We start from the raw sequence: 17,919 nt of genomic DNA, 5'->3' as shown, positions 1-17,919 counted from the left end.
TGCGGTTTTTTTTTTGCTGTATCTTAGCTTATTAAAAGTTAGTATGTGACAAAAAGGAACAAAAAACAATTGATTTTTTGGCATTAAAGTGCTAACATCCAATTAATAACGAAAGCAATCCTTCAGGGCAGGGTGCAATTCCCTACCGGCGGTGATGCAGAGAGTGTAAGGACACATGTCCAGCACTTGATGCAAAGTCCGTGACCTGTCTGCCTGTGGCAGATGGCTGATCTGGTGTAATTCCAGAACCGACAGTATAGTCTGGATGGGAGAAGGAGAGGTGCAGACCTAACAGGTTTGCATTCAGCAGGAGTTTGGCTGTACAGTCACGATGTGTTTGTCTTGCACTGTACAGGGAAGATCCGGTTAGGCCGGACAGTTCCATACATATGCCACACGATAAAGCTCTTTACCTGTAATTGATGTTCATTAAGGTATGTGTCTATTTTCACTTGCCCGAAATGAAGTTTTGGGCAAAGTGTTGGCGTGCTGTATCCATTTGGCTCCTGTTGTTGACATTTGTCTCTCATCATCCCCATCGAACGGTTGTTCGACGGGGATTTTTTAATAAACAAGACTTTAAACCGCGGGGTGAACGGATTTGGAAATGATCAATGATGAATTTTATATGGCACTGGCACTAGATATGGCGGAACGAGCACAGGGACAGACGGGAATTAATCCGGTTGTTGGATGTGTGGTTGTGAAAGAGGGGCGTATTGTAGGCCTTGGGAGCCATCTGAAACGTGGAACCGGTCATGCGGAGGTACATGCACTGAACATGGCGGGCAGCGATGCAGAAGGCAGTACGGTATACGTTACACTTGAGCCCTGCAGTCATTATGGCAAGACGCCACCTTGCAGTGAACGCCTGATTCATGAAAAGGTAAAACGTGTTGTGGTATGTTGTGAAGATCCAAATCCGCAAGTATCCGGCAGAGGCATAAGCATGCTTCGTCAACAAGGCATTGAAGTTGAAGTTGGCGTACTGCGTGAGCGTGGAAGACGCATGAATGAAAAATTCATTAAATTTATTACAACAGGCCTTCCTTTCGTGACACTGAAAACGGCTACGACTTTGGATGGGAAAATTGCCACTCGCAGCGGAGACAGTAAGTGGATCTCCAACGAGTCCGCTCGTGAGATTGTGCATGCCCTTCGTCATCGTCACCAAGGCATTATGGTTGGTGTCGACACGGTGATCGCAGATAATCCGGAGCTTACAACCCGCTTGCAAGTGGAAGGCATCAGCCCGGTACGAATCGTGGTGGATTCCAAGTTGCGTCTTCCAGTAGGTTCCAAAATGGTTAAGGATGGTCTTGCTCCAACATGGGTATTGACAACAGACGAAGCCAGTCCTGAAGCTGCTGAACGTTTGGAAGCCTACGGTGTTGAAATTATCCGCTGTGGTCCTGGACCACGTGTGGATCTGTTAAACGGACTTAGCAAGTTGGGTGAGCGTGAGATTGGTTCGATTTTGCTTGAAGGCGGAGGCACTCTGAATGGAGCGATGCTGGAGGCACGGTTGGTCGATCGACTGCTCATGTTTATCGCTCCTAAGATTGTAGGCGGTTATGATACACCTGGCAGTTTCCGCTTCGAGGGTGTGGAACGTATGAATCAGGCAATTCAATTGAATCAGTTGGAGATCGAACAAGTTGGAGATAATATCAGCATTGGCGGTATTCCGGTGTGGCCTGAATAAATAAATTAAACAAGGGAGGCGGCAGCATGTTTACCGGTTTGGTGGAAGAAGTTGGTCAGATCCGGCGTATTGGTCGGAAAGGCGAAGCGATGGTCCTGAATATCGGAGCTTCCGCCATCATGGACGATCTGAAGATAGGTGATAGTGTAGCAGTGAACGGAGTATGTTTAACTGCGACAACGTTGGAAGGTGGCGGCTTTACCGCCGATGTCATGCCTGAAACGTATCGCCATTCCAATCTCAGTCAGCTGCAATCCGGCAGTAAAGTTAATCTGGAGCGGGCCATGCAATCCGGTGGCCGTTTTGGCGGACATATCGTTCAGGGCCATGTCGATGGTACTGGAGTGATTGGCAGTATAACACGTGATCAGAATGCGATTGTGTTTGAGATCAAGCCGGATGATCACCAGTTGTTCAAATACCTGATCCCCAAAGGATCGGTTACACTGGATGGCATTAGCTTGACCGTTGTCCATACATCGGATACCGCATTCACGGTTTCCATTATCCCGCATACCATTGGTGAAACTGTACTAAATGTGAAAAAGACAGGGGATACCATTAATATCGAATGCGATATTTTGGGCAAATATGTGGATCATCTGCTCCAGTATGGGAGAGGACATCGAGAGACGGGTGCTGGCAAGCCGCGCAGTATCAGTGAAGATTTTCTCGCCAATCACGGATTTGCATAAATAGAGAAAGAAATAAACTGGAGGTGGGACAATGTCAGAACAATCCATTTTGGACACGATAGAAGCAGCCATATATGATCTCATGCGTGGCAAACCCGTCATTGTTGTGGATGATGAAGATCGGGAGAATGAAGGCGATTTTATCGCTTTGGCTGAAAAGGCGACACCTGAAGTCATTAATTTCATGATTACTGAAGGTAGAGGTCTGGTCTGTGTTCCGATTACACAACAACGTGCGGATGAACTTAACTTGAAACCAATGGTTCAACAAAATACGGATTTCCACGGAACTGCCTTCACGGTCTCTGTGGACCACAAAGATACTACAACCGGTATCTCGGCACATGAACGCTCTATTACCGTGAAAGGTCTGATCGATCCTGAGGCGAAAGCCGGGGACTTCCGTAAGCCTGGTCACATGTTCCCGCTGATTGCAAAAGACGGCGGTGTACTTCGTCGTGCGGGCCACACAGAAGCGGCAGTAGATTTGGCCATTATGTGTGGTTCGTATCCCGCAGGCGTTATCTGTGAAGTGATTAAGGAAGATGGCACAATGGCCAGACTTCCGGATCTGCAGGAGATTGCCCGCAAACATGATCTGAAGCTGATCAGTATTCAGGACATGATTCGTTACCGTAATGAAAAAGAACAGCTGGTTCAACGTGAAGTGGCTGTACGTATGCCAACAGACTTTGGCGAGTTTCAAGCAGTGGCCTATACAAATGCTGTAGACAACAAGGAACATGTGGCTCTGGTTAAAGGTGAAATTGATGGTTCCAAACCTGTACTTGTACGGGTACACTCTGAATGTCTGACAGGCGATGTATTCCATTCCCATCGTTGTGACTGTGGTCCTCAGTTTGATGCGGCACTCAAACAGATCAATGAAGAAGGCAACGGCGTACTGCTTTATATGAGACAGGAAGGTCGAGGCATTGGACTCATCAACAAACTCAAAGCCTACAAGCTGCAAGAGGAAGGTCTGGATACGGTGGATGCAAACCTGAAGCTGGGATTTGCTGCCGACTTGCGTGATTATGGAATTGGCGCCCAAATTCTGAAAGACCTTGGGGTTCGTCAGATCAGACTGCTAACCAATAATCCTCGTAAAATTAAAGGTCTTGAAGGATATGGACTTGAAGTCGTAGAGCGTGTTGCGATCGAAATGAAAGAGAACGAGGACAATACGGTGTATCTTCATACGAAGCAAGCCAAGCTGGGGCATATGCTCAAGTTTGATGATATCGAGCAGAACGAACAGTAAATGCGTTTTAGATGAACAACGTTCACCATGTAATTTATGGAATTGATTACTTAGGAATTTCCGTTACTTACATTACATTATACCGTTAGGGAGATGACTTGAATGCCACAATTTTTCGAAGGACATTTAGTATCAGAAGGATCCAGATATGGAGTTGTCGTTGGACGTTTCAACGAATTTATCACCAGTAAATTGCTTAGCGCAGCGCTCGATGCATTCAAACGTCACGGTGTGCAGGATGATGAAGTAGATGTAGCCTGGGTTCCAGGAGCGTTCGAAATCCCTTTGATTGCGCAGAAAATGGCAGAGAGCGGCAAGTATGATGCAGTGATTACCCTGGGAACCGTTATCCGTGGATCAACTACACATTACGATTATGTGTGCAACGAGATGGCTAAAGGGGTAGCAGCAATTAACCTGAAAACTGGCGTGCCTACGATCTTCGGATTGGTTACGACAGAAAATATTGAACAAGCGATTGAACGTGCCGGAACCAAGGCGGGTAACAAAGGTTGGGATGCAGCTACGGCGGCAATTGAGATGGCAAACTTGACGAAACAGCTAAAATAGTGCTTATTTAATAGTAGTGCCCTGCTATGCGCAGACGAAGACGGGAGACCGGATTCGGACGGCTTGGCAGGGTTTTGTATTTTTCTGGCGGGAGGATTCGTCTAGTGACGGTAGTTACATACAAACTGGAGACTTTTGAAGGGCCTTTGGATCTGCTGCTTCACCTGATTGACAAGGCTGAAATTCATATCCAGGATATTCCCATCAGCGATATTACCGATCAATACATGGCGTATCTGCATTCGATGCAGGAACTGGAACTGGATATTACAAGTGAATTTCTGGTCATGGCTGCTACACTGCTGTCGATCAAGAGCAAACTTCTACTGCCCAAACCACCGGTAATTGAAGACTTCGAGGATTATGATTTTATGGAAGAAGAAGATTATGATCCACGTGCAGAGCTCATTGCACGTCTGATAGAATATCGCAAGTACAAGGGAATTGCGCGACATCTTCATGAACGTGAGTGGGAACGCAGCCTTATATTTTCCAAAGAGCCCGAGGATCTGCGCCCTTATATGCCTGTAGAAGCTCCTTCGAACCCGGTTGAGGGATTACATACCTCTGACCTGATTGCAGCATTTCAGAAGGCGCTACGCAAGGCTGAGAAGCGTACAACCGTAACCCGTATCAAACGGGATGAGATTTCGGTTAAGGACCGGATACGGGATGTCATCGGCGCTTTGGAAAGTATGGGGCCGGGAGGCAGACTGTTATTCTCCAAATTGATGGATGAGCATATCTATCGCCATGAGATTGTTGTCACTTTTCTGGCGGTGCTGGAACTGATGAAGATGAAGCAGATTGTCTGTTATCAGGAACGGTTGTTTGAGGATATCGTTATGGAGTGGAGAGGGGAAACAAAGAATCATGGATTTTCCGAAATTGAAATCGATTATTGAAGGCCTGCTGTTTTTGTCCGGAGAAGAGGGTCTAAGCATCAAACAAATTGCCGAGATCGTCGACCAGCGAGTGGAGCTTGTAACGGACGCGATTGAGGAGATGATTCATGAATTTTCACAGCAGGGTCGAGGTGTACAGATTCTCAAGATTGCTGGCGTAGTTCAGCTGGGTACCTTGCCTGAGCATGCTGTGTATTTTGAGAAACTGGCGTATTCACCAGCACGAACCTCCTTATCCCAGGCGGCGCTGGAGACGTTGGCCATCGTGGCGTACCGGCAGCCGATTACCCGGGTTGAGATTGAGGAGATTCGGGGTGTAAAATCGGAACGGGCTATTCATACACTTGTGAATAAGGATCTAATCATTGAAGTGGGACGAGCGGAGGCAATTGGACGCCCCATTTTGTACGGAACGACCAAGTCATTTCTGGATTATTTCGGACTGGCTTCAATTAAGGATCTTCCGGAACCAGGCTTGTTTGAAGATTCCGAAAACCTGGAGGAAGAGACACAACTGTTGTTCAACAAACTGGATTTGCAACAATTGGAACCGGAAAGCGCTGATCCGACAGATGATGGGAGTCAAATAGACAACGAAGACGATAATACGGATTCATCATTCTAATTTGCAAATTCATGATAACCGACACCCAGCAGTGGAGTCGGTTATTTGTGCATTGTTTTAGATAGATTGAACTAAAGATTTTACACATAACGGAGAGGACAGAAATAATCTGAAGAAACGGAGTGTTCGCCTAAAAGCTTTCTGAAAGAAAGCTGCATCGGAAGCATACGCTTATCCCCGGATTTACCCTTTAGAGAAGGGAATCAAAAAAATCTGGGGATAACAGCGATCGGAAGGTTATTCTGTCATCGGAGTGACCAGTGTAACTAATCTTAAGTCCAAATTTGTCTATATAAAAGGTTACGGACCGGTTCCAAACAAATCTGAAATGGGATTTTTAGGTCAGACGTGAATTTTTTCCTATCCAGAGTGCCATACTAGACGAGAAAAGAATTGAGGGCTTGGAGGTAAGGCCTGTGTGGATTTGGCTTGGAGGAATCGGTTTATTGTTCGCATTGCTGATTGCCGCAGTCCTCATCTCAAATGTTCATGTACATTTTACATTCAGTAAGCATAAAAGTGATGATTACGCCAATATTAATGTTCGTATTCTTTATGGAATTGTGCGGATTAACTATGAGATCCCGAGTATTGTTTTTCGCAATATGAAGGAAGGTTTTCTGGTCAAAACTGAACAGTCCATGAATCATTCCAGAGGGGAAGCCCAGGGTAGTGAGCGGGTGAACAAACGTAAAGTCAAAAAGTGGGCCAAAGATGTAAAGGTTATGCTAAGAGCGACTGATGCACTCAAGCTGTGGCTCAAGCAAACACTCATGCATGTGCATATGACTCAACTGTCCTGGTCTACCCACATCGGCGTTGGCGATGCAGCATACACCGCGGTGCTGACGGGCTGGGTGTGGAGTATCAAGTCCATTATTGTTGGTTTTCTCACCTATCAGATTCGGTTCGATGATACACCCGTGCTTCAGGTGATGCCGGTGTGGTCAGACGAAATGGAGTTCAGAACAGAGCTCGATTGCAGAGTAAAGATTCGGATTACAGCTCTTTTGATCGCTGGATTTACACTGCTAACCCGTGTGCTCCAAGTCGAAGGCGGATGGCGGATGTGGCTTCAGCTTCTTCAAGAACAACGCCGTAAGCGTAAGGAGAAGCGAAAGCAAAAGAAAAAACTTAGTGGGACAGCACTGTAGATGTCCATCTTAGTCGGTCTGTTTTTGGGAGTGTGAGGTTGGAGTTCAGTGAGTGTACTTAAATTGCTTATTTACATAAGTCCCTTCAAGTTTGGGGATGATATGGTTAGATCAAACCTAGCTTACATTGAAACTGGAGGGAATTAAAATGTCAGATCATCCAATTCAAGGCTTAATGGAAACCGCTATGGAGAATATCAAGGCCATGGTGGATGTCAATACAATTGTTGGCGATGCAGTCGAAACACCGGATGGTACCGTGATTCTGCCAATCAGTAAGGTGGGATTCGGATTTGCTGCCGGTGGTAGTGATTTTCACGTCAATGGAGAAAGTAATGGCAAAAGTGGTGCCACGGGGACTTCTACTGAACATGCCAGTTCAGCAAAAGTGGCTTCTCCATTTGGTGGCGGTAGCGGCGGCGGCGTATCCATACGTCCTATTGCGTTCCTGGTGGTAGGTAAACAGGGGGTACACATTGTGCCACTTGATAACTCCACACATCTGTTTGAGAAACTCATTGACTCTACGCCTTATGTTCTTGATCGAATTCAAGGCATGTTCCAACGTAATACAACACCAACGAATACAACAGATGTACCGGTTACACCAGATCCTTCAACCTATAGCTGAATAAGTTGGTCATGATCCCTCCCGCATCCAAGCGTGAGGGATTTTTGCTGTTTTTGCCCTATGGGACATACTCCAAGTTGTCCGAACATAAGATAGTACAAGATTCCAAGTGACCCGGAGGAATGAATTGATGCGAAAAATAACGAAAGTTCTTGCATGCATGCTTATCCCTGTCTTCTTGCTGTCTTCCTTAGGGGTTACTCAAGCCCAGGCAACAATTCAAGGTCCGTCCACACATGCGCAAAGCGCTGCTCTCATCGATGTCACATCAGGCCGGATCTTATACAGCAAGGATGGGGATAAGGAACTGCGAATTGCCAGCTTGACCAAAATCATGACAGCGATTGTAGCGATCGAACACAGCAAGCTGGATGAGAAAGTGAAAGTGTCTCCCACGGCTTTTGCCAAAGAAGGATCGTCTCTCTATCTGAAGTTAGGTGAAGAGATGACACTCGAGAACATGTTGTACGGGCTAATGCTCCGTTCAGGCAATGACGCGGCTTCTGCGATCGCAGAGCATGTGGGGGGTTCGGAAGAAGGATTTGTGCTATTAATGAACAAAAAGGCAGAGCAAATCGGTCTGACGCACTCCCACTTTATGAACCCTCATGGACTGGATGCAGAAGGTCATTATTCTACAGCCAATGACTTGGCCAGATTAACTGCCTACGCGTTGCACAATCCGGTATTCAAACGCATCGTGGCCACGGAGGACAAATCCGCACCGAACCCCAATGAAAGCTGGGAATACTCCTGGCACAACAAAAATAAAATGCTACGGATGTATGAAGGTGCAGATGGTGTGAAAACCGGCTATACAAAGAAAGCTTTCAGATGTTTGGTCAGCTCGGCTACACGCAATGGACAGCAGCTCGCCGCGGTAACGCTGAACGATGGAAATGATTGGAATGATCATGCTCGGATGCTTGATTTTGGGTTTGAATACTTCCCATTGGTAGAGATTGCGAGGCAAGAACAGCCTGTGCAAAATACAGATGTCGTTACAGGCCGGGGATTTTGGTATCCACTTGCTGAGAGTGAGAAAAGTTCATTGACTAAAAAGTTGATTTTGCACGAAAATCGCGCCCAATCTGAAACGGAAGGGAATAAACAATCCACAGACCCTACATTTGGATTGGCAGGACGCATCGATATGCAACTTGACGGAAAACTTGTTGGCTCGATTCCGGTATATCGCAAAGGCAGTTTTATTCCTCCTGAACCAAAGACAGATGAGGCAACGATAGGGGGAATCGGAGACGTTTCTTCCTGGGCAGCAGCTTGGCGTGCCGTGTTAAGTCACCTGTTGTCTCCTTAGTAGAATCATCGTTGAAGGGAGGGTATAACCATTGATCAATTTAATTTGGCTGCTAATGATCTTAATCGGATTTGCTTTTGCAGCCATCAACGGCAATATTGAGGTGGTCACGCAAGCCGCTTTTGATGGCGCGGCCACGGGAGTTACAGTCTGTTTTGGACTGATCAGTGTGCTTGTGTTCTGGATGGGCATGATGAAAATGGCTGAGGATGCCGGTCTCCTGTCTCGGATTGCTAAGCTGCTTGGTCCCATTGTGGGCTTCCTGTTCCCCGATGTGCCCAAAAATCATCCGGCGATGGGTTATATTCTCTCTAATATGAGTGCCAATCTACTGGGGCTAGGAAATGCGGCGACACCAATGGGAATCAAAGCCATGCAACAGCTGCAGGAGCTTAATCCGGATAAACAAACAGCTTCTCCAGCCATGTGCACCTTACTGGCTCTGAATACGGCCAGCATTACCATTATTCCAACAACGCTAATTGCCATCCGATTAAACTATCATTCCGCCAATGCTACAGAGATCGTGGGAACAACATTAATGGCTACCATTATCGCTACACTTGCTGCTATAATCGCCGATCGCTGGTATCGGAATAGGGCTTTACATAAACCGCCACGTATACAGAAAAGTGGCAAACCCGGCATGAAAGGATGAGTAGCTTTGTTAACCTTCATCAACTGGATCTCTGTCTGGGCCATCCCGGTTATTATCGCGTTTGTTCCATTATATGCGTTTACCAAAAAGGTCCCGGTTTATGAATCCTTTGTTGATGGGGCCAAGGATGGATTCTCTACTGCAATCAGTATTATCCCGCATCTCGTAGGCATGATGGTCGCAATCAGCGTATTTCGTGCCTCGGGTGCACTGGATTTTGTAATTAGTCTATTGGCTCCATTGGTGTCCTGGATGGGTGTTCCAGGCGAAGTGTTACCACTCGGAATACTGCGTCCTTTGACTGGGACAGGCTCCCTGGCGTTTACAACCGATCTGATCAAAACCCATGGCCCCGACTCCATGATTGGACGTATGGCATCTACGATTCAGGGGAGTACAGATACTACATTATATGTGCTGACTGTCTATTTCGGGGCTGTAGGCATAAGGAACGGTCGGTATGCACTCAAAGTAGGGTTGTTTTCCGATGTCGTTGGTTTTATTGCTGCCCTCGCCATTTGTTTGCTCGTTTTTGGTTAAAAGATATCTCCTTTCCTTCCGATATATTAGTTATGCTAGAATAATAGCGGAGGAGAGTGAGACATGCAGAAGAGTTGGAAACGAATGCTCCGTGTTGGAATGTCAGGTGTGCTTGCCATTGCAATGCTCGCTGGTTCAACGGGGCTGGCGGCGGCTCAAGCCGTTCAGACGATACATTTTACAGGTTACTTCGACAAACAGCTGCGTGCACAAATGGCAGTCACAGCGGATTCTTTCCCCGTCGTAAATGTACGTTTGGTCAAGCAGAATGAACCCGATATGGTATATTATGATATTGGTACCTCGATACTGATCTCGAAGGATGAAGTGCTCACGAATTACCATGTGGTTCAGAGTTATGCTGAACTGTCTGATGGCGATGAAGGCACACTGACTGTTGCGAGTCCGGGTTCCTTAGGTAAACCTGTAAAGGCAAAGATTGTGAAGACTGATCCGGTGACAGACATGGCGCTGCTGAAGTTGGACAAGGAAATAGACGCCCAACCGGTCACATTTGCAAACGCAAGGGATAACCAGGTTGTCTATACGATTGGATTCCCCAAAAATCCTGCTGGTGATCTGGTCATCCTGGATGAAGATTTTCCTTCAACCTACAATACGATAGCCAAAAGCAGAGTATTCAGTTCCCAAGCCTCGGATGTTCCGGGTAAAAAAGGAATCGGCAGTATTGTGAAATCCATGGCACAAGGTAATTCAGGTGGCCCTGTGCTGGACCAGAACAACCGGGTCATTGGTATGATGACATTTGTATACGGTGGACGCACCTATTATATTACTTCCAAAACATTGCAGTCTTTCATTAAGGACAGCGCTACGCCTGCCAAAAAACAGGTTGCAGTTGCCGGGAAAGTTTCCAATTAATTGGTTTGAGGTAAAGGCTTATCTTTACGCTATCTGTGTTGAACAGATCGTGCAAAGGTAGGCTTTTTTTACGTGAATCTCAAAGGGGAAGTCAGCCTGAAATGGATATTCGTGTCGTCAGTTTACAAAATCCTTGGATTATCCTTGTGATTTCCTTGCGTGATGGGTATCATTAGTGTGAGGTGACATGACAAACATGGAAAGATTACAAAAAATTATCGCACAGGCAGGCATTGCATCCCGCCGTAAGAGCGAGGAACTAATCCTGTCCGGCAAAGTAGAAGTTAACGGGGAGGTCGTAACCGAACTGGGTACGAAAGCGAACCCCGAAGAGGATATGATTACGGTTAATGGAAAACCGATCCGCAGTGAGAAAAAAGTGTACTTGATGTTGAACAAGCCAAAAGGCGTAATCACAAGTGCATCTGACCCGGAAGGTCGGAAAATTGTATCCGACTACCTGAAAGGTGTCAAGGAACGTGTATACCCTGTGGGTCGTCTGGATTATGACACAGAGGGCTTATTGATTCTGACCAATGATGGTGAGTTTGCACATTTGTTGACGCATCCGAAACATCACGTACCCAAAACGTATCACGCAACGGTCAAAGGTGTGCCGCATGGTTCGGCTCTGGAAAAATTAAAGACAGGCATTATGCTTGATGATGGCATGACTGCTCCTGCAGAGGTGGAGTACAAAGATGTGGATACAGCGGCCAATGAGTCGGTGATCTCCATTACGATCTATGAAGGGCGTAACCGTCAGGTTAGACGCATGTTCGAGGCGATCAACCATCCGGTAACCCGGTTGAAACGGATTTCGTTTGGTGGCATTTTGCTACAAAACCTGAAACGTGGTTTGACACGCAATCTGACCAAAGAGGAAGTTAACAACCTGATTACCCTCGCACAATCAGAACCAGCCAGAAAAATGAAAAAAAGGTAATGTGAGGACACATAATTTTCATAAAACCGCCGCAGTTTTGTGACGAAATTCGCTATAATTGTTCATAGGATGTTCACAGTTGTCCAGTTCAATAATATGCGAGTGTTAGAGTCACTTAAAAGGGGAGCAGCACATGGGGAAATCAAGAAGAACGGTGCAAATCGTCATTTTGACATTGATCCTGGTGTTGGGCGGATATGCGATTACGACATCGGTATCCGGCTCGAACGGCAAGCCAAAGGAAGGGGACAAGTCTCCTTCTTTTGAACTGCTGGGCCTGGATGGTCAAGTTCATACGTCTGACGAGTACAAAGGAAAAGCATTGGTGGTCAATTTCTGGGGCACCTGGTGTGAACCTTGTGTTAAAGAAATGCCTGCACTTCAGGCACAAGCTGACAAATGGAAGGACAAGGGAGTACAATTTGTCGGAATTAATGTTGGAGAAGACCAGATGACCGTGGATAATTTTGTTCGGCAGGTTGGGGTTACATTTCCAATCATGTTAGACCGTGAGAAAAACTCGGTTCGTGATTTCGGGATCTCTCCGATGCCAACAACATTTTTTGTATCCGACACCGGCAAAATCTCTACCATTCATATCGGGCAACTTGATTTGGACACACTTGACGCTCAAATTTCGCAACTGGCGAAGCAGCCCTGACAGGAGGTCTATTCGTGTTCCAAAATACCAAATGTGAGTGCGGACACCAAAATCCGGTTGGCACTGTACTATGTGAAGCATGTGGGAAACCACTACTGGAGTCTGAAGCTAAATCGAATGAAGTGCTGGAAATGCGTTACGATGGCATGGCGCGCCGTTCACAGCGCAGTAATCCCAACATCATTGATCGCATCTGGAACTTTTTTTCATCCGTCAAAATTGCTGTCTATATGATTGTGTTAACGCTTGTAGGCTCTATGCTTGGCACGATCTATCCGCAAGAAAGTACATTTCTAAATATTGATCCTTCCGTGTATTACAAAGAAACATACGGTCAGTTGGGTCATATCTATTATCTGTTGGGTTTATCCCATACATACGAATCCTGGTGGTTTATCTTGCTATTGGTGCTGATCGGTGCATCATTGGTGATATGCAGTCTGGATCGCGTCCTACCGCTCTACAAAGCCCTGAATAAACAGAAAATACGTAAACACACGCAATTTCTAACAAGACAGCGTCTGGTGTACCAAGGTCCTATCGAAGAGGCACCAGAAGACTGGATTAAGAAAGCGGTTACGCCGCTGAAAAAGAAAGGCTACCGCGTGCATACTCAGGGTGATGCTTTACTCGCCGAGAAACAGCGATTCAGTCGATGGGGCCCATATGTCATTCATATTGGACTCATTATATTTCTGCTGGCGGTGCTTGCACGAGGGCTGCCTGGCCTGAATCTGGATGAGCATGTTGCTTTTCCGGAAGGTGAGATCAAAAAGATACCGAATACGTCGATGTATCTGAAAAACGAACAGTTTAATGTTGAATTTTACAGTGAGGAAGAAGTACCGGAGCAATTCCGTAACCTGAACAAGACCGTTCCAAAACTGTTCGAAACAAAAGTTGTTTTGTATGAATGTACAGCAGATTGTTCGGATCTTTCAAAAAAACCTCAATTAGCTGAGGTGGCCAGACATGATGTTCGTGTGAATCATCCCTTAAATTATAACGGTCTGAAAGCATATCAGTTTGATTATGATCTAACACCCACCATTCGATCCGTAACGCCGGATCTGGTTAATACAAAGACTGGTGAAGTATATGGGGCGATTAAGATTGATATGGTCGATACCCAAAAAACATTTGAAGCGGGCCCTTATGAACTGACCGTGAAGGAAAAGTTCATGGACTTTGGATTGGATGAGAATGGACAGCCCAAATCAATATCGCCTTCACCTAATGCACCTGCTTTTCTCTTTCTTATTAAGGGACCGAATCTGCCGGAAGAGGGGATACAATATCTTTATTTTGCGAAGCAGATTGATAAACAACGGTTTCAGCAGGATGCAATTAACCAACAGCTAATTGGAACAGAGATTCCTTTACAGTTGGAAGTGGACAGCATGGACAAGGTTGATATTATTCAATCCGTAAGTTATCTCAATATACGCGTAGATAAAGCAATGCCTTTTGTGTGGGTAGGAGCCGGCATTGTCATGTTGGGTCTGGTCATGGGTTTTTATTGGCATCATCGCCGCATCTGGATTCGTTTTGATGATCAACAGCTTACCTTGGGTGGACATACCAACAAAAACTGGTTTGGCTTCAGGCGTGAAGTGGCGGCTGTTTTGAAACAAATGAATTTGGAAGTGGAAGAGAAGTCGTTGGATAACGGGGGGAACCAAGCATGAATTTATTGGATTTCAGCAGCGACGCATTTATCGTAGCTTTCTTTCTCTATTGTGCCGCATTCTTTTTATATGGTGTTGCGGTAATGGGCAAAAAATGGAGCAATCGTGATCCTCTGGCGCACATGAATCGCTGGGGTAAACGAGCTTTCATTGCCTCGACTGTCGCTTTGGCGGCACATCTTGTATTCTTTGCAACCCGATGGGCTGGGGCAGGGCATATTCCTGTTAGTAACATGTACGAGTTCATGTCTTTTCTGTCCATGATGATCATGGTTGCATTTATCGTTGTATACGCGATATATCGGAAGTCGTTACTGGGTTTGTTTGCCTTACCACTTACCATCATTATAATGGCTTATGCTGCTGTATTTCCTCAGGAGGTACAACCGTTGATCCCGGCACTTCAGTCCATCTGGCTGAAAATTCACGTGACGTTGGCCGCACTTGGTGAAGCATTCTTCGCCGTGGGTTTTGCCGCAGGGTTCATGTATTTGCTCCGTACTGTTGATTTTAGTGGTAAGGACAAGTCTTCAAGACGTCAACGAGGATGGGTTGAATTCACCCTGGTTACGATCGTTGTCGTTATTGGATTTATAGGGACTGTATTTGCCTTTCGTGCAGCTGGTTATGAGGCGGTTTTTGTGCAGAAAACGGTCAGCATTGACATGCAGGTACAGGAAAATAGTACAATAGAGAAAGTGAATTATCGCATGCCTCCAATTTTTGCGCCATATAATAGCGAAGTGGAGAGCATGACACCGTTTCTTGGCATGAAAAAACCTTTACTTGAGACGCCTTCCTGGATGAACGGCGTAAATGCCGGGCGTAAGCTGAATACGGTGGTTTGGTCACTTATTGTAGGTCTGATCCTGTATGGAATTGTACGACTTCTTGTGCGCAGACCCCTTGGACAAGCGTTACAGCCAATGATGGATGGAATCGATGCTGATGATCTGGATGAGATAAGTTATCGTGCGATTGCCATCGGTTTTCCAATATTTACACTGGGAGCATTAATCTTTGCCATGATCTGGGCTCAGATTGCCTGGAGTCGTTTTTGGGGTTGGGACCCCAAAGAGGTGTGGGCGTTAATTACATGGCTATATTATAGTGTGTATCTGCATTTGCGTTTATCCAGAGGTTGGCAAGGTCAAAAGTCTGCATGGCTTGCGGTTCTTGGTTTCCTGGTTGTCATGTTTACGCTGGTTGGGGTGAATCTGATCATTGCCGGATTGCATTCGTACGCTGGAGCGGACTAGGACAGACTCGTCTTGCAAAGGTTGGATTTAGAAACGGGAAACACAAACGTACCTTTTTATTGAAGGGTATTCAAATATTGTTCGCCAGATCGAACATAATAGAAGTGATCAGGAGTTATTGCAAAGGGGCTGGAGAGGCATGGCTGAACATGAGAATCGAATACTGGTCGTGGATGACGAAGAGAGAATCCGCAGACTTTTGAAAATGTATCTCGAAAAAGAAGGTTATGAAATTGATGAAGCTGAGGATGGGGAAACTGCGTTGCGTAAAGCAACAGCAGGGGACTACGGACTGATTTTGCTTGATGTGATGTTACCGGGTATGGATGGAGTTGAAGTGTGTACCCGTCTTCGTCAGGTGAAATCAACGCCGGTTTTGATGCTCACTGCAAAAGGTGAAGAGATTAACCGGGTTCAAGGCTTCGAAGTTGGCGCTGATGACTACGTAGTAAAACCATTCAGTCCGCGTGAAGTGATTTATCGTGTCAAAGCGATTTTGCGTCGATCTTCCGCGACAGCTTATCTCTCGAAGGAGAGCAATTCGAGTAATAACATCGTGTTCCCACATTTGGTTATTGAGCATGATGCCCACCGGGTCACGGCTGGTGGTGAAGAGATTAGCCTTACACCAAAAGAATATGAATTGTTGCACTACCTGGCAACATCTCCCGACAAAGTGTTCTCCAGAGAAGAATTGCTCAAAGATGTATGGAACTACGAGTTCTTTGGCGATCTTCGTACCGTGGATACGCATGTGAAGCGTCTTCGCGAGAAACTTAACAAGGTATCGCCAGAGTCGGCGGCCATGATTACGACGGTGTGGGGTGTCGGTTATAAACTGGAAGTACCGAAGTAGTTTAAGTTTCTGGAGATCGCTGGTCGGGAAGTTATGGATCACTATTATCTGCCTTGTGGGTTGTGTACTTATAGCGCTGGGTCTTTTTTTGCTGCCCTACATTGATACGAACTTTGCAGAATCCGAGTCCAGAGATATTAAACGGTTGTTCACCTATATCTGTATTATCGGATTCAGTTTAACTACCTTTTTTGCATTGTTCCTATTCACCAAAATAACGCAGCCTATGCAGCAATTGATTCAGGCAGCCAATGCGATTCGCAAAGGCAACTACGGAACACGTCTCTCCCTGGTAACGAGTGATGAGATTGGTGAATTGGCCAATACTTTTAATCATATGGCTGCCCAACTGGAAGATAATATTCGAAACCTTAACCATGAGAAGGAACATTTGGCTAGTGTGCTTCGAAGCATGACCGATGCGGTGGTTACATTTGATGGTGAAGGCAAAGTTATTCTGACGAATCCGCCAGGAGAGAAGATCATGCAGACTTGGTATGATCTGGATTGGGCGAAAGTGGACGAAGGAAAAGATTCTGAACAGTTTGACAAGTCTTCACGTGATGTACCTGAGCCCCTTCTTCCATTGTTCAGAATGGTGATGGAGCAAGGTGGGGACCAGAACTCCAATGTTCATGTACAGCAAGGCGTTTGGTCTGTCCAGATGGCACCGTTGTATGCTGACAGTGTTGTCAGAGGCGCTGTGGCTGTCTTGAGAGATGTAACAGAAGAAGTGCGCTTGGAGAAAATGCGGCGTGATTTTGTGGCTAATGTATCTCATGAAATACGAACTCCGCTATCCATGATGCAAGGTTACAGTGAAGCCCTACTGGACGGTATGGCAACCTCACCGGAAGAGAGCGAAGAACTTATCCAGGTTATTCATGATGAGTCCCTGCGGATGGGCAGATTGGTCAAAGACCTGCTTGATCTGGCTCGGATGGAAGCTGGACACACGGACATGGTGATGAAGGAAGTTGACCTTGGAGAACTACTTGAGCGTGTATACCGGAAGTTCTCAGTGCGGTCGAAAGAACAGGGAATTCAACTGCACTTCGAATGTGAACAGCCAACCATTGAACTTCAACAGGCAGATGAGGATCGACTTGAGCAAGTCTTTACGAATTTGCTGGATAATGCCTTCAGGCATACGCCGACTGGCAAAAATGTAATGATCTCGGCAGAGCGGGTCACTTATCTTCGTGCGCCATTCGTTAGAGTTTCAGTGAAGGATCAGGGTGTAGGTATCCCTTCATCCGACTTGCCATTTATTTTCGAACGATTCTACAAAGCAGACAAGGCTCGTGTTCGGGGAGAAAGTGTAGGTACAGGGCTTGGGTTAGCGATTGTGAAAAATATTGTTGATGCGCATCAAGGCATGATTACCGTCAACAGTGTGCTTGGCGAAGGAACAGAGTTTATTTTACAATTTCCCTTGGATTCATCGAAATAGCCTGATTTCATACAAAAAGTGCGGAAACACCCTCTTACGGAGGGTGTTTTTTGTTGAAGAGTACCGTTTAATCTTGTTCAACGTGGAACATGATTTTTTTTATTTTTGA

The 17,919-nt window shown here is 46.0% G+C and carries 18 protein-coding genes and 1 riboswitch; all 18 genes read left to right on the top strand.

Features of this window, described 5'->3' with window-relative positions; translation table 11 throughout:
* Window positions 1-114 precede the first annotated feature (114 nt).
* Window positions 115-281, top strand: a riboswitch (FMN riboswitch).
* 320 nt (window positions 282-601) lie between these two features.
* Complete coding sequence (gene ribD, locus MKZ12_RS19245) at window positions 602-1,705, top strand: bifunctional diaminohydroxyphosphoribosylaminopyrimidine deaminase/5-amino-6-(5-phosphoribosylamino)uracil reductase RibD (RefSeq protein ID WP_339235382.1); 1,104 nt, start codon at window positions 602-604, stop codon at window positions 1,703-1,705.
* A gap of 26 nt (window positions 1,706-1,731) precedes the next feature.
* Window positions 1,732-2,400, top strand: a complete 669-nt coding sequence (gene ribE / locus MKZ12_RS19240) for a riboflavin synthase (protein WP_339256169.1) — start codon at window positions 1,732-1,734, stop codon at window positions 2,398-2,400.
* Window positions 2,401-2,431: 31 nt separating this feature from the next.
* Complete coding sequence (locus MKZ12_RS19235) at window positions 2,432-3,664, top strand: bifunctional 3,4-dihydroxy-2-butanone-4-phosphate synthase/GTP cyclohydrolase II (RefSeq protein WP_339256167.1); 1,233 nt, start codon at window positions 2,432-2,434, stop codon at window positions 3,662-3,664.
* A 102-nt stretch (window positions 3,665-3,766) separates the two neighbouring features.
* A complete protein-coding gene (gene ribE, locus MKZ12_RS19230; RefSeq protein ID WP_017687651.1) occupies window positions 3,767-4,234 on the top strand; it encodes a 6,7-dimethyl-8-ribityllumazine synthase in 468 nt (155 codons plus the stop codon).
* Window positions 4,235-4,338: 104 nt separating this feature from the next.
* The gene (locus tag MKZ12_RS19225) at window positions 4,339-5,139 is read left to right on the top strand and encodes a segregation/condensation protein A (RefSeq protein ID WP_339235375.1); all 801 of its coding nucleotides are present in this window, start codon (window positions 4,339-4,341) and stop codon (window positions 5,137-5,139) included.
* On the top strand, window positions 5,108-5,764 hold the full coding sequence (gene scpB, locus MKZ12_RS19220) for an SMC-Scp complex subunit ScpB (protein ID WP_339256165.1): 657 nt from the start codon (window positions 5,108-5,110) through the stop codon (window positions 5,762-5,764). Before MKZ12_RS19225 ends, scpB begins: the two co-directional genes overlap by 32 nt.
* 416 nt (window positions 5,765-6,180) lie before the next feature.
* Window positions 6,181-6,918, top strand: a complete 738-nt coding sequence (locus MKZ12_RS19215) for a DUF2953 domain-containing protein (RefSeq protein WP_339256163.1) — start codon at window positions 6,181-6,183, stop codon at window positions 6,916-6,918.
* A gap of 148 nt (window positions 6,919-7,066) precedes the next feature.
* A complete protein-coding gene (gene ytfJ / locus MKZ12_RS19210; RefSeq protein ID WP_307534717.1) occupies window positions 7,067-7,549 on the top strand; it encodes a GerW family sporulation protein in 483 nt (160 codons plus the stop codon).
* A gap of 130 nt (window positions 7,550-7,679) precedes the next feature.
* Window positions 7,680-8,867: a D-alanyl-D-alanine carboxypeptidase family protein gene (locus MKZ12_RS19205; RefSeq protein WP_339235282.1), complete on the top strand. Its 1,188-nt coding sequence runs from the start codon at window positions 7,680-7,682 to the stop codon at window positions 8,865-8,867.
* 31 nt (window positions 8,868-8,898) lie between these two features.
* Window positions 8,899-9,525: a nucleoside recognition domain-containing protein gene (locus MKZ12_RS19200; RefSeq protein WP_339235281.1), complete on the top strand. Its 627-nt coding sequence runs from the start codon at window positions 8,899-8,901 to the stop codon at window positions 9,523-9,525.
* A 6-nt stretch (window positions 9,526-9,531) separates the two neighbouring features.
* A complete protein-coding gene (locus MKZ12_RS19195; protein WP_062835224.1) occupies window positions 9,532-10,065 on the top strand; it encodes a spore maturation protein in 534 nt (177 codons plus the stop codon).
* A gap of 63 nt (window positions 10,066-10,128) precedes the next feature.
* Window positions 10,129-10,947, top strand: a complete 819-nt coding sequence (locus MKZ12_RS19190) for a serine protease (RefSeq protein ID WP_339235278.1) — start codon at window positions 10,129-10,131, stop codon at window positions 10,945-10,947.
* Window positions 10,948-11,143: 196 nt separating this feature from the next.
* On the top strand, window positions 11,144-11,893 hold the full coding sequence (locus MKZ12_RS19185; RefSeq protein ID WP_124116190.1) for a pseudouridine synthase: 750 nt from the start codon (window positions 11,144-11,146) through the stop codon (window positions 11,891-11,893).
* A 133-nt stretch (window positions 11,894-12,026) separates the two neighbouring features.
* Complete coding sequence (locus MKZ12_RS19180; protein WP_339256162.1) at window positions 12,027-12,554, top strand: redoxin family protein; 528 nt, start codon at window positions 12,027-12,029, stop codon at window positions 12,552-12,554.
* Window positions 12,555-12,568: 14 nt separating this feature from the next.
* Window positions 12,569-14,242 (top strand): cytochrome c biogenesis protein ResB, encoded by a 1,674-nt coding sequence (locus tag MKZ12_RS19175; RefSeq protein WP_339235270.1) that lies wholly within the window; start codon window positions 12,569-12,571, stop codon window positions 14,240-14,242.
* Window positions 14,239-15,501, top strand: a complete 1,263-nt coding sequence (gene ccsA / locus MKZ12_RS19170; protein ID WP_339256160.1) for a cytochrome c biogenesis protein CcsA — start codon at window positions 14,239-14,241, stop codon at window positions 15,499-15,501. Before MKZ12_RS19175 ends, ccsA begins: the two co-directional genes overlap by 4 nt.
* Before the next feature lie 139 nt (window positions 15,502-15,640).
* A complete protein-coding gene (locus MKZ12_RS19165) occupies window positions 15,641-16,357 on the top strand; it encodes a response regulator transcription factor (protein WP_017687664.1) in 717 nt (238 codons plus the stop codon).
* A gap of 55 nt (window positions 16,358-16,412) precedes the next feature.
* The gene (locus MKZ12_RS19160; RefSeq protein WP_339243132.1) at window positions 16,413-17,810 is read left to right on the top strand and encodes an ATP-binding protein; all 1,398 of its coding nucleotides are present in this window, start codon (window positions 16,413-16,415) and stop codon (window positions 17,808-17,810) included.
* The last annotated feature ends 109 nt before the right edge of the window (window positions 17,811-17,919 follow it).

This window comes from Paenibacillus sp. FSL R5-0713, assembly GCF_037973325.1.
Taxonomy (GTDB): Bacteria; Bacillota; Bacilli; order Paenibacillales; family Paenibacillaceae; genus Paenibacillus.
This window is presented reverse-complemented; position numbering and strand designations above follow the sequence as displayed.

What these genes read in the sequence shown, in the direction of transcription:
- ytfJ (WP_307534717.1), top strand. Translation starts at nt 7,067, where the DNA reads ATGTCAGATCATCCAATTCAAGGCTTAATGGAAACCGCTATGGAGAAT.
- ccsA (WP_339256160.1), top strand. Translation starts at nt 14,239, where the DNA reads ATGAATTTATTGGATTTCAGCAGCGACGCATTTATCGTAGCTTTCTTT.
- MKZ12_RS19180 (WP_339256162.1), top strand. Translation starts at nt 12,027, where the DNA reads ATGGGGAAATCAAGAAGAACGGTGCAAATCGTCATTTTGACATTGATC.
- scpB (WP_339256165.1), top strand. Translation starts at nt 5,108, where the DNA reads ATGGATTTTCCGAAATTGAAATCGATTATTGAAGGCCTGCTGTTTTTG.
- MKZ12_RS19185 (WP_124116190.1), top strand. Translation starts at nt 11,144, where the DNA reads ATGGAAAGATTACAAAAAATTATCGCACAGGCAGGCATTGCATCCCGC.
- MKZ12_RS19190 (WP_339235278.1), top strand. Translation starts at nt 10,129, where the DNA reads ATGCAGAAGAGTTGGAAACGAATGCTCCGTGTTGGAATGTCAGGTGTG.
- MKZ12_RS19235 (WP_339256167.1), top strand. Translation starts at nt 2,432, where the DNA reads ATGTCAGAACAATCCATTTTGGACACGATAGAAGCAGCCATATATGAT.
- MKZ12_RS19165 (WP_017687664.1), top strand. Translation starts at nt 15,641, where the DNA reads ATGGCTGAACATGAGAATCGAATACTGGTCGTGGATGACGAAGAGAGA.
- MKZ12_RS19205 (WP_339235282.1), top strand. Translation starts at nt 7,680, where the DNA reads ATGCGAAAAATAACGAAAGTTCTTGCATGCATGCTTATCCCTGTCTTC.
- ribE (WP_017687651.1), top strand. Translation starts at nt 3,767, where the DNA reads ATGCCACAATTTTTCGAAGGACATTTAGTATCAGAAGGATCCAGATAT.
- ribE (WP_339256169.1), top strand. Translation starts at nt 1,732, where the DNA reads ATGTTTACCGGTTTGGTGGAAGAAGTTGGTCAGATCCGGCGTATTGGT.